Annotated in this window: 15 protein-coding genes; 6 read left to right on the top strand and 9 right to left on the bottom strand. The window is 70.2% G+C overall.

Going from position 1 to position 11073, the window contains the following annotated elements:
* Both SCI24_RS18915 and SCI24_RS18910 read left to right on the top strand, forming a co-directional pair.
* On the top strand, positions 1–1207 hold a 1207-nt coding region (locus tag SCI24_RS18915; protein ID WP_318726852.1), incomplete at its 5' end, for a short-chain fatty acid transporter.
* Between the two features lie 83 nt (positions 1208–1290).
* Complete coding sequence (locus SCI24_RS18910; protein ID WP_133637249.1) at positions 1291–1800, top strand: acyl-CoA thioesterase; 510 nt, start codon at positions 1291–1293, stop codon at positions 1798–1800.
* A 12-nt stretch (positions 1801–1812) separates the two neighbouring features.
* On the opposite strand, the gene SCI24_RS18905 is transcribed toward SCI24_RS18910, so the two are convergent.
* The 4 genes from SCI24_RS18905 to SCI24_RS18890 form a co-directional block, all read right to left on the bottom strand.
* Positions 1813–2145 (bottom strand): I78 family peptidase inhibitor, encoded by a 333-nt coding sequence (locus SCI24_RS18905; protein WP_318726851.1) that lies wholly within the window; start codon positions 2143–2145, stop codon positions 1813–1815.
* Between the two features lie 112 nt (positions 2146–2257).
* On the bottom strand, positions 2258–2389 hold the full coding sequence (locus tag SCI24_RS18900) for an entericidin A/B family lipoprotein (protein ID WP_318726850.1): 132 nt from the start codon (positions 2387–2389) through the stop codon (positions 2258–2260).
* A gap of 102 nt (positions 2390–2491) precedes the next feature.
* The gene (locus tag SCI24_RS18895; protein WP_278032541.1) at positions 2492–2623 is read right to left on the bottom strand and encodes an entericidin A/B family lipoprotein; all 132 of its coding nucleotides are present in this window, start codon (positions 2621–2623) and stop codon (positions 2492–2494) included.
* Between the two features lie 86 nt (positions 2624–2709).
* Positions 2710–3456: a sulfite exporter TauE/SafE family protein gene (locus tag SCI24_RS18890; RefSeq protein WP_318726849.1), complete on the bottom strand. Its 747-nt coding sequence runs from the start codon at positions 3454–3456 to the stop codon at positions 2710–2712.
* Positions 3457–3600: 144 nt separating this feature from the next.
* Between SCI24_RS18890 and SCI24_RS18885 the strand changes: the two genes are divergently transcribed.
* Positions 3601–4032 carry an HIT family protein gene (locus SCI24_RS18885; RefSeq protein WP_318726848.1) on the top strand — a complete coding sequence of 144 codons (432 nt, stop codon included), beginning with the start codon at positions 3601–3603 and terminating at the stop codon, positions 4030–4032.
* Here the strand turns inward: SCI24_RS18885 and SCI24_RS18880 are convergent.
* Together SCI24_RS18880 and SCI24_RS18875 are read right to left on the bottom strand one after the other, a co-directional pair.
* A complete protein-coding gene (locus SCI24_RS18880; RefSeq protein WP_318726847.1) occupies positions 4021–4377 on the bottom strand; it encodes a lipoprotein in 357 nt (118 codons plus the stop codon). The genes SCI24_RS18885 and SCI24_RS18880 overlap by 12 nt on opposite strands.
* A complete protein-coding gene (locus SCI24_RS18875; RefSeq protein ID WP_318726846.1) occupies positions 4374–4910 on the bottom strand; it encodes a hypothetical protein in 537 nt (178 codons plus the stop codon). The genes SCI24_RS18880 and SCI24_RS18875 overlap by 4 nt, the downstream gene beginning before the upstream one ends.
* A 126-nt stretch (positions 4911–5036) precedes the next feature.
* On the opposite strand from SCI24_RS18875, the gene SCI24_RS18870 reads away from it, so the two are divergent.
* Together SCI24_RS18870 and SCI24_RS18865 are read left to right on the top strand one after the other, a co-directional pair.
* Entirely contained in the window at positions 5037–6182 is a 1146-nt protein-coding gene (locus tag SCI24_RS18870; protein ID WP_318726845.1) for a glycerate kinase, read from the top strand.
* A 120-nt stretch (positions 6183–6302) separates the two neighbouring features.
* The gene (locus SCI24_RS18865; protein WP_318726844.1) at positions 6303–6776 is read left to right on the top strand and encodes a Dps family protein; all 474 of its coding nucleotides are present in this window, start codon (positions 6303–6305) and stop codon (positions 6774–6776) included.
* A gap of 82 nt (positions 6777–6858) precedes the next feature.
* On the opposite strand, the gene rmuC is transcribed toward SCI24_RS18865, so the two are convergent.
* Positions 6859–8274, bottom strand: a complete 1416-nt coding sequence (rmuC, locus tag SCI24_RS18860; protein WP_318726843.1) for a DNA recombination protein RmuC — start codon at positions 8272–8274, stop codon at positions 6859–6861.
* 187 nt (positions 8275–8461) lie between these two features.
* Between rmuC and SCI24_RS18855 the strand changes: the two genes are divergently transcribed.
* Positions 8462–8794, top strand: a complete 333-nt coding sequence (locus SCI24_RS18855) for a hypothetical protein (protein WP_318726842.1) — start codon at positions 8462–8464, stop codon at positions 8792–8794.
* 48 nt (positions 8795–8842) lie between these two features.
* On the opposite strand, the gene SCI24_RS18850 is transcribed toward SCI24_RS18855, so the two are convergent.
* A complete protein-coding gene (locus SCI24_RS18850; protein ID WP_318726841.1) occupies positions 8843–10315 on the bottom strand; it encodes an aminoacyl-histidine dipeptidase in 1473 nt (490 codons plus the stop codon).
* 32 nt (positions 10316–10347) lie between these two features.
* The coding region (locus tag SCI24_RS18845) for a GNAT family N-acetyltransferase (protein WP_318726840.1) at positions 10348–11073 on the bottom strand (726 nt) is incomplete at its 5' end.

The following is an 11073-nucleotide window of genomic DNA, read 5'->3' as shown; positions in this document are numbered from 1 at the left end:
CATCGCCGTGGAGCGCCAGACGCCGCTGGCGGTGATACGCTTCTGGGGCGACGGCTTCTGGGGCCTGCTGACCTTCTCGATGCAGATGCTGCTGGTGCTGGTCACCGGCTACATGCTGGCCAGTTCCCCGCCCGTCAAGCGCCTGCTGCAGAAACTCGCCGGCCTGGCCAAGAACGCCGGCAGCGCCATCATCCTGGTCACCCTGGTGTCGCTGGTCGCCAGCTGGATCAACTGGGGCTTCGGCCTGGTGGTCGGTGCCCTGTTCGCCAAGGAGCTGGCCCGCCTGGTACGCGTGGACTACCGCCTGCTGGTGGCCAGCGCCTACTCCGGCTTCATCGTCTGGCACGGCGGCCTGGCCGGCTCGATCCCGCTGACCATCGCCACCGACGGCCATTTCACCGCCGAGCAGATCGGCGTGATCGGCACCGGCGATACCATCTTCTCGCTGTTCAACCTGGCCATCGTGGCCTGCCTGTTCATCGCCGTGCCACTGGTCAACCGGCTGATGCTCCCCAACGAGAACGAGAGCGTCTACATCGACCCCAAGCTGCTGGGTGACGACGAGGAAAGGCGCGTGCGCATCACGCGTCCCGCCGAGCGCCTGGAGAACAGCACGACCCTGGCCTGGCTGGTGGGCATTCCCGGGGTGCTCTTCCTGCTCGACCACTTCGTCTTCCGCAACGGCGGCCTCAACCTCAACGTGGTCAACTTCCTCTTCCTGTCGCTGGCCATCGTGCTGCACCGCACGCCGCGCAGCCTGCTCGAGAGCCTCCAGGAGGCGATCAAGGGCGGTGCCGGCATCGTCATCCAGTTCCCCTTCTATGCCGGCATCATGGCGATCATGGTGCAGTCGGGGCTGGCGGAGAGCATGTCGGAGACCCTCATCTCCTTTGCCACCGAGACCTCGCTGCCCTTCTGGTCCTTCATCAGCGCGGGCATCGTCAACATCTTCGTGCCCTCCGGTGGCGGCCAGTGGGCCGTGCAGGCGCCGGTGATGCTGCCCGCCGCCCAGGCCCTGGGCGTGGACATTCCCCGGGTGGCCATGGCCGTGGCCTGGGGGGACGCCTGGACCAACCTGCTGCAGCCCTTCTGGGCCCTGCCGGTGCTCGGCATCGCCGGCCTCAAGGCCAAGGACATCATGGGCTTCTGCCTGATCCAGCTGTTCATCACCGGCATCATCATCGCCGTGGGCCTGACCTGGTTCTGATCCCGGGTCCGAATCCGCGACACCGAACGCCTTGCTCCCCCCACGGGGGCAAGGCGTTATGCTGTAGGAAACCTCAAGGGAGCATGACGATGGACGACCAACCACTGAGCGGCCAGCACGAGCTGTCGATGACCGTGCTGATGACCCCGGACATGGCCAACTTCAGTGGCAAGGTGCATGGCGGCGCCATCCTCAAGAAGCTCGACGAGGTGGCCTATGCCTGTGCCAGCCGCTACGCCGGCCACTACGTGGTGACGCTGTCCGTCGACCAGGTGCTGTTCAAGCAGCCGATCCATGTCGGCGAACTGGTCACCTTCCTGGCCTGTGTCAACCATGTCGGCAGCTCCTCCATGGAGATCGGCATCAAGGTCGTGGCCGAGGACATCCGCCAGAAGGTGATCCGCCACACCAACAGCTGCTACCTGACCATGGTGGCCGTGGACGAGAGCGGCAAGCCGGCACGGGTCCCGCCATTGAAGCTGGAGACACGCCTGCAGAAGCTGCGTTTCGAGAAGGCGGCCCTGCGCAAGAAGCTGCGCAAGCAGGCCGAGGAGGAGGAACGGCGCACCCAGGCCGAGCACGGCGACCCCTGACAGGAGAGAGCGTCAGCCGCACTCCAGGGCGGTGATCCGGTCTCGCTCGTCCAGGCGGACGTTGAGGCGTTCGGCCCGGTAATCGAGGGTATGGGCCTCGCCGGGACGCATCACGCGCAGGGCATCGGCACCGCTCGCCTCACGCAGGGACGCCCCCAGCGTCGCGTCGAAGTGGCGCCCCACCCGGTCCTGGACACGAGCGGCTCCGCAGGCATCCTCGCCATCGGTGACACGAGGAGGCTTCGGCGCCGGCTCGCGGGGAACAGTGGGCTCGTTCGTGGCACTGCAGGCGGTGATCAGCGACAGGCCAGCGGCGGCCAGCCAGGGTTTCCAGGCGAGCAACATGCGACAGTTCCAGCTAGTGAACGGGGATCTTGTCGAAGGATACAGCAAGACGGGCACGCCGAAGGGCGTGCCCGTGTCAGCCTAGCAAGGCTTGCCATGCCGGGTGACCCGCTCAGCTGGCGGCATCCTGCACGGCCTCACCACCCTGCTCGACGTCCTGGCCGGCGCCTTCCAGGGTATTGCACCCGGCGAGCAGGCCAGCGGTCATCAGCAGCATGAAACTCGTGGCGATCGCTTTCTTCATGGCATGTTCTCCTTAACGGTTTCAGGGATCCATTCCTTGCCGTGAAGCAATGGTATCTTCAGCCTAGCAGCCCACTCGCCGACCTGCACAGGGGCGACAACGTCAGGAGCTGGAGCGCTGGATCGCCTCCCCGCCCTCCTCGATGTCCTCGCCGGCGCCGCGGATGGTATTGCAGCCAGCGAGCAGGGAAAGGGTGAAGAGTGAGACCAGGATCAGCGATATTGTACGTTTCATGATGGCGTCCTCGTTGCCGTTCCCGATGTGGAACACAAGGGGTGTCCCCTTCAATCTAGCAGGTTCGGCGAAAGTGCCCAGTGGGCTCACCCCATCAGCAGCCGCAGGATGATCGCGAGGATCACTGCGATGGTCAGCCACTTGACGACGAAGGCCCCGCGCGGGCTCATGTTGACCTTCACCGCCAGCCAGGCCCCGAGCATGCTGCCGGCCGCCAGCACCAGGCCGTAGCCCCAGCGCACCTGGTCATTGGCCAGGAAGATCGCCAGGGCCGGCAGGGTGTAGACGAGTATGATCAGCACCTTGAAGACGTTCACCTGGGCCAGGTCGATCTTCAGCATGCGGTAGAGCACCACGATGAACAGGATGCCCACCCCGACCTGGATGAAGCCGCCATAGAGGCCGATGGCGAACATGGCCAGGTAGACCGCCGGCGTGAGGCGCTCCGGGGTCAGCGTCCGGGTCTCCAGGCGCGGCTGGGGGAGCAGCATCAGCACCGCCGAGCACGCCATCACGGTGATCAGGATCGCCTCGAAGAGCGCATCCCCGGTCTGCAGGGCCAGCCAGGCGCCGAGCAGCGAGCCGACCACCGCCGGCACCGAGAGCCTCAGCGAGAGGCCCAGATAGCGGGCACCGGCGCGGAAGAAGCTGGTCACCGCGGAGATGCTCTGCAGCGCGATCGAGACCCGATTGGTGCCGTTGGCCGCCTGGGGCGGCAGCCCCAGGAACATCAGCAGGGGCAGGGTCAGCATCGAGCCCCCGGCGGAGAGCACATTGATGAAGCCGGCCAGGGTCCCGATGGCCAGCAGGGCAAGCGCCTCGAGCAACGTCATGAGAGCGTCCGTCTATTTGCGGGTCAGAGATAGGCCGCCCAGCATACCGGGGCATCCCTGCCGGGGGGAATCTGCCCCCCGATGCGGGAGGGGGTGTGCCATGATGACGGATACAGGGACAGCCGACGCGAAAGGAGACCCGTGATGTCGGATTTCGAACCCGATGCCCGCCTGGTGAACGACAGCTACCCGGTCACCGAACTGCCGCTCTGTCAGCTGCGGCTGATGGACGACGCCCGCTTCCCCTGGCTGGTGCTGATACCGCGCCGCCTCGAGGTTAGCGAGGTGTTCCAGCTCGACGTCCCGGCCCAGCAGCAGCTGTGGCGGGAGGCCAGCGCGGTCGGCAGGGCCATGCTAGAGGCCCTGGGCGGCGACAAGCTCAATATCGCCAGCCTGGGCAATGTCGTCGCCCAGCTGCATGTGCATGTCATCGTCCGGCGTCGAGAGGACGCCGCCTGGCCGGCGCCGGTATGGGGCCACGGCCAGGCCGAGGCCTACGACCTGGACCGCCTGGCCGACATGCGTGCCCGCATCCTGGCCGAGGTGGAGGGGCTGGACCTCGATTCAGGGCAATAGGCCCAGCCGCGACTGCAGGTCGGTCAGCAGGGGGTCAAGGACGGTGGGCGGCAGGGGCCGTCCACCCCGGGTGGCGATGAAGCTGACCCGGCTGCCCTCTCCCTGGCCGGCCACGCGCAGCGACACGCCGTAACCCGGCATCCGACCCAGCACCGCCTCCAGGCGTCCCAGGTCGCCGTCGGCATGGCGGATCACGTAGCCGCGCTCCATCAGCAGGTGCATGGTCTCGCGCAGGGTAGTCTCGGGCGCTGCCGCCAGGAGAATCTCGCGGGGCTCAGGCGGAGCCGGGGTGGCACAGCCGGCCAGCCAGGCGACCAGCAGCAGTATCAGGAACGAGCGCTTCATGGGGCCTCTCCTGCCGGTACGGCCTCGATGGCATCGCGCAGATCGCGGCAGAAGCCGGCGTCGCTGGCGCTGCGCGATTCGCGCAGGTCACCCCGCCAGTCGATCATGCGAATGTCACGGGCCACCTGCAGCTGCCCCTGGTCGAGCATCACCGAGAGCCGCTCGATGCGGGTCGCCTCATCGACGCCCACTCCGAAGCCCGTGCCGAGCCCGATCATCACGCCGGAAGACACATGACCGCCGCTGCCGCCCAGCACGAAGCCGCCGATGCGCGGCAGGCGCTCGACGCCGTTGTCGTGATAGATGGTGGTCCTGGCGCGCTCGGCACTGACCAGCCCCAACGACGCATCGGTGTGGCGCACCAGGAAGCCCTCCGCCTCAAGAGCCGTGACCACCCGGTCCAGGCTGTCGCCGGGCCCGGCGGACCAGCGGCACTCGGCGGCCGGGGCAGGTTCGGCCACGGGCAGGGTCGTCGGCGTCACCTGGCAGCCGGCCAGCGCCGCCGGCAGCAGCAACAGCAGCCATCTACGCATTAGATGCTCTCCGGGAAGGATCAGAATCAGTCTACGCCGGAAGCCGGCAGGGATGAAGCGCCTGGGGTTCTGTCCCGCGCCGGCCGGCGCTAAGCTGGAAACCCCTTCCACCAGACGAGAGCGGCCATGAAGATCCTCATCTGCCCGGACAGCTTCAAGGATGCCCTGCCCGCCGCCGATGCCGCGCGCGCCATCGCCGTGGGGGCGAAGCGTGCCGGCAGCGACATCGAGGCCCTGGAATGCCCGCTGGCCGATGGCGGCGAGGGCAGCCTCGATGCCCTGCTGGCCGCCACCGGGGCCGAGCGGCGCTCGGCTGACGTCCACGACGCCCTGGGTCGCCCGGCCCGGGCCGACTGGGGCTGGCACGCCGCGAGTCGCACCGCCTACGTGGAGTTGGCCGAGGCCAGCGGCCTGCAGGCGCTGGCGCCCGACGAGCGCACCGCCCTGCACAGCACCACCTTCGGGGTCGGCGAGCTGGTCCGCGAGGCACTGGATGCCGGTGCCGAGCGACTGCTGCTCACCCTCGGCGGCAGCGCCACCAACGACGGCGGGGCGGGGATGCTGACCGCCCTGGGGGCGCGACTGCGTGACGGCGAGGGCCGCGACCTGGCCCCGGGCGGCACCGCCCTCGCCGACCTGGCCGAGCTCGACCTGGACGGTCTCGACCCGCGCCTCGCCGGCCTGCGGGTCGAGACCGCGGTGGACGTGGACAACCCGCTGCTGGGCGAGCGTGGTGCCAGTGCGGTCTTCGGCCCCCAGAAGGGCGCCACGCCGGACGAGGTGGCACGCCTCGATGCCGCCCTGGCCCGCTTCGCCGACGTCAGCGCCGCGACCCTGGGCCAGGAGTCCCGCGACCTGCCCGGGGCCGGCGCCGCCGGCGGCATGGGCTTCGCCGCCCGCGCCTTCCTCGGCGCCGAACTGCGCCCCGGCATCGAGCTGGTGATGGCCCAGGCCGGCGTCGAGACCCTGCTGGCGGACGCCGACCTGGTGATCACCGGCGAGGGCCAGCTCGATGGCCAGAGCCTGGCCGGCAAGACCCCGGTGGGCGTGGCGCGGCTGGCCCGGCGTCACGGCGTGCCGGTGGTGGTGCTGGCCGGGCGCCTGGCACCGGGCTGGCAGGGCGCCTTCGACGAGGGCGTCACCGCGGCCTTCGCCCTGGCCGATGGCCCCATGGCGCTCGACGAGGCCCTCGCGCGCTGCGCCGAGCTGCTGGCCGACCGCACCGAAGGCCTGGTGCGGCTCTGGGTCGCCCTGGCCGGACCCCGGCCTTGAAGAGCGCGCCCGACACCCGCATGTCATCGGCATTGGCTATGGTGGCCATGGCGACAGTTGACTTACCCGCCGCCGGCGGACCCGCTACCCTATCCTGCATCGCGATCAAGGAGGCATTGCATGAGCGACACCAATACCATCGGCCTGCATGAGGCCAGCGCCAGCCAGCTGGCCGAGAAGCTCAACGAGCTGCTGGCCAACTACCAGATCTTCTACATGAACGTGCGCGGCTACCACTGGAACGTGAAGGGCCGCCAGTTCTTCCAGCTCCACGAGAAGTTCGAGGAGTTCTACACCGACCTGCTGACCAAGGTCGACGAGGTCGCCGAGCGGATCCTCACCCTGGGCCACCAGCCGGTTCACGCCTACAGCGACTACGTGAAGCTCGCCAGGATCGAGGAGGACAAGAACGTCCATGACGGCGAGGCCTGCGTGCGCGGCGTGCTCCAGGGCTACCAGACCCTGATCGAGCTGCAGCGCGAGCTGCTCTCCCTGGCCTCGGATGCCGACGACGAGGGCACCGCCGCCCAGGCCGGCGACTACATCCGCGAGCAGGAGAAGACCGTGTGGATGCTGGGCGCCTACCTCGGCTGACCAGCGTCTCCGCAGGACCGACGCACGACGCCGTCCCGAGGGGCGGCGTCGTCGTTGCGGGGCCCGTCGCTGGGGCCGCCGCTCAGGAGGGCCCGGTCGTCTCGTCGTCCGGCTCGCCCTCTCCCCCGGCGGCGCGCACCAGTTCCGTCGGCAACGGCTTCTTCATGCGCACCCCCAGGCGCTGCAGCTCGGTGGCCTGGGCCACCAGACTGCCCTGCCCGCTGGAGAGCCGCCCCATGGCCCGGCGATGGCTGTCGCCCGCCCGTTCCAGGTGACGGCCGACCTCCTCGAGGCTCTCGACGAAGCCGGAGAACTTGGCCAGCAGCTTCTCGGCGCGGTCGCCGATCAGGCGCGCATTCTCGTTCTGTCGCTCCAGGCTCCACAGGCCGGCCACGGTACGCAGGCTAGCCAGCAGGGTGGTCGGGGTGACCACCACCACCTGGCGGTCGAAGGCCTCCTGGAAGAGCGTGGGGTCGCGCTCGAAGGCGGCCGCGAAGGCCGGCTCCACCGGCACGAAGAGGAACACGAAGTCCGGCGAGTTGAGCCCCGGCAGCGACGGATAGTCCTTGCCCGAGAGCCCGGCGACATGGCCGCGCAGCGACTGCAGGTGGGCCCTCATGGCCGCCTCGCGCTCGGCCTCGTCCTCGGCGTTGACCACCCGGGTCCAGGCCACCAGCGACACCTTGGCGTCGACGATCAGGTGGCGGTCGTCGGGCAGGTAGATCACCGCATCGGGGCGCTGGCGCCCCTGCTCCCCCTGCAGCGAGACCTCGCGGCGGTACTCGATGTCCCGGCGCAGGCCGCTGCGCTCCAGCACGGTCTCGAGCATCAGCTCGCCCCAGTGGCCCTGCGCCTTCTGGTCGCCCTTGAGGGCCCGGGCGAGGCCCGCGGCCTCCTCGCCGAGACGGGCATTGAGCCCGGCGAGCTGTTCGAGCTGCGCCTTGAGGGAGCCGCTGTCGCGGCTCTGCTGGCCATGCAGCTCCTCGACCCGACGGCGGAACTGGTCGACCTGCTCGCGGAAGGGGCGCAGCAGGGCCTCCAGGCTGTCGCGGCTCTGCACCGAGAAGGCCTGCTGGCGCTCCTCGAAGATGCGCCCGGCGAGCTGGCGGAACTCCTCCTTGAGCCGCTCCCGGGCCTCCTCCAGCAGGGCCAGCTGCTCGCGATGACGCAGCGACATCTGCTCGCGCTCGGCCTCCAGCCGGGCGGCATGCTCGCGCCGCTCGGCCAGCCGGTCGCGCGTCGCGGACAGCTCGGCCTCCAGTCCGGCCAGGCGCTCGCGACTGCCATCCAGCTGCGCATCGCTCTGGGCCAGCTCCTGCTCCAGCCGCCGCACGCTGGCTTCGCCCTCGGCTAGCGCCTGCTCCCGGACGAGGAGGCGTGCCTCGGCGGCGACCAGGCGCCTGCGCCAGGACAGCCCCACCCAGGCCATTGCCAGCAAGAGCCCGGCCAGCCCCCAGGCGAGCCAGGCAGGCGCCGCTCCCTGCAGCAGTTCGTTCATCATGACCTCGAGTGTGGAATGTGGAGAGAATCGGGAAACGCCCGGCATATCAGCGAACAGCGTTCGATATGCCCTCGCCCCCCGGCTATATTGTCGTCAGGGAACGCAGGGGCGAACCGAGTCACGTCAACGCCACGCATCGCGTCAAGCGTCGCTTCACGCGTCATTTCACGAGAGGACTCCCCCGATGAAACGACTCCTGCTCGCCGCCTCGATCGCGGCTCTGGCCCTGGCGATGAGCCTGCCGTCGCTGGCCGACCGCGACCGCCACCGCGGCTATCACGGCGCGTCGTCACACTACCAGGCTCACGACCGGTACCAGGATCGCGGCAAGCACCGCCACAAGGCCCACCGCAAGCATCGCCACCAGGCGCCCCGGCGGATGGTGGAGCATCGCTACCACTCACGGCCATCACGCCATCGGGACGATCGCCGGTACCGCGACTACCGCGGCCGCACCGACATCCCGCTGGTCACGGTGGATGGCTATCCGCTGGTCAGGATCCAGGTCAACCACTGAGGCCCGCCCGTCCGGGCCGATGCCGGGCCCGGGGGTCGGTAGCGCGTCTCAGCGGGCCTCGCCCCTGGCCAGGTCCTCGACCAGGGCACGCAGCAGTGCCCAGAACTCCGCCACGGAAGTAAGCTCCACCCGCTCGTCGGGGGAGTGGGCGCCGCGGATCAGCGGTCCGAAGGAGATCATGTCCAGCTGCGGGTACTTGCCGCCGAGGATGCCGCATTCGAGCCCGGCGTGGATCACCTTGACCTCGGGGTCACTGCCCAGCCGCTCACGGTGCAGGCGACAGAAGCGCGCCAGCAGCGGGCTGTCCGGATTCGGCGTCCAGCCCGGATAGGCGTTCTCGACCCGGATGCGCGCCCCGATCAGCTCGAACAGCGCCCGGAAGCGGTCGGCGAGGTCCTCGGTGGCACTGTCGCGCAGCGAACGCACCAGGGCGCAGAGGTGGAAGCGCCCGCCCTCCAGGCTGACCACGCCCAGGTTGTTGGAGGTCTCCACCACCCCCGGCACCGCCACGCTCATGCGCTCGACGCCGCAGGGGGCCACGTGCAGGGCGCGGACCAGCAGCTGGCTGGCCTGCTCCGTCAGCGCCTCGGCCGGCCGAGCGTCATGTGGTGTCAGTGTCAGGGTGAGCCCCTCGTCGGCGCCGGCCAGCTCGGCGCGCAGCTCCTCCTGCAGCACGGCCACTCGCTCGCTGGCGGACGCCTGCTCGTCGTCGGGCAGCACCAGGGTGGCAAAGGCCTCCCGCGGCAGGGCATTGCGCAGCGTGCCGCCATGGTAGTCGACCAGCCGCGCACCGAAGGGCTCGAGGGCACGCAGTACCCGCACCAGCAGCCGGTTGGCGTTGCCGCGCCCCTTGTGGATGTCGATGCCGGAGTGCCCTCCCGAGAGGCCGGTCAGCGACAGCCGCAGCGCCACCTCGTGGTCGACCAGCGGCGCGCTGGGCAGCTGTGCCTCGACGATGACGTCGGCGCCGCCGGCGCAGCCGATGTAGACCTGGCCACGGTCCTCGGAGTCCAGGTTGAGCAGCAGGCTGCCCTCGAGCCACCCCTCGGCCAGGTTGAGGGCCCCGCCCATGGAGGACTCCTCCTCCAGGGTGAAGAGCGCCTCCAGGGGGCCGTGTACCAGGGCCTCGTCCTCGAGGATCGCCAGCGCCGCCGCCACTCCCAGGCCGTTGTCCGCCCCGAGGGTGGTATCGCAGGCGTGCAGCCAACCATCCTCGCCCACCCGGGTCTCGATGGGATCCCGGGTGAAGTCGTGGGGGTGGTCGGCATTGGCCTGGGCCACCATGTCCAGGTGGCCCTGCAGGATTACCCCCGGCGCCGACTCGAAGCCGGGGCTGGCAGCCTTGCGGATGCGCAGGTTGCCGAAGGCATCGCGGTCGTGGGCCAGCCCCAGGCCGTCGGCCCAGCGCTCGAGGATCGCCACCAGGGCGGCCTCGTGGCCGGAGGGGCGCGGCGTGTTGCACAGGGTGCGGAAGTGGCGCCACAGGGGCCGGGGGGAGAGCTGCTCGAGATGTGCGTTCATGGCGGTTCTGTCTCGCGATTGACCCGGGAACTCTACCGGCCGGCCTCGCCGGGGGAAAGCCCGGGGTCGCCGTCGCGGAGCCGTGCCACGGCCTCGCGCAGCCAGTCCTGAACGCCGCGCTTGCCCGAGACTCCCAGCTGCACTGCCAGCCAGGACGTCGCGCGCCCCTGGAAGGCCCAGGCGGCGAGCAGCGCCAGCGCCTCGTCCTGGCGGCCCGCCAGGCGGCCAGCATGGCACCTTACCAGGGCCTGGATCGCCGGGCGGGCCAGGGCGGGCTCGCGATGGCCGAAGGCCACGTCATCGAGGTCGCGGCGATCCTCGTCGCCCAGGGGGGCGGCGGGCGCCTCGGCGAGCAGGGCCATCACCACCGCCGGCGCCAGCTCTGCCAGCTCGAAGGCCAGCAGCCCCGGCAGCTGGCGATGGAAGCGCGCCTGGAGGCGTTCGACGAGCCGCTGCCCCGTCGGGCCGGTGGGCCGCACCACCATCAGCGCATGCTCGCCGGTGGCCGTCTCCCGGGTCAGCCCCAGGCGCACCGCCCGGAAGCCCGCCGCCTGCCAGAAGGCCTGCAGCCCCGCCTCGGCACCGAAGCTCGCCCCCAGCAGGTCGATGCCGTCGCGCCGGGCCCGCGCTACCTCGGCCTCGACCAGTCGCCGCCCCGTGCCGTAACGGCGCCGCTCGGTCGGCACGGCGATGCGCAGCACCCGCCGCAGGCGGGCCGTCAGCGCCTCGCGCTCCCCGGCATGGGCGGCCAGCGACTG

The sequence above is a fragment of the Halomonas sp. genome (genome assembly GCF_033549285.1).
In the GTDB taxonomy this organism is placed as follows: Bacteria; Pseudomonadota; Gammaproteobacteria; order Pseudomonadales; family Halomonadaceae; genus Halomonas.
Note: the sequence above shows the minus strand (reverse complement) of the source record. Positions and strands in the feature narration are given on the sequence as shown.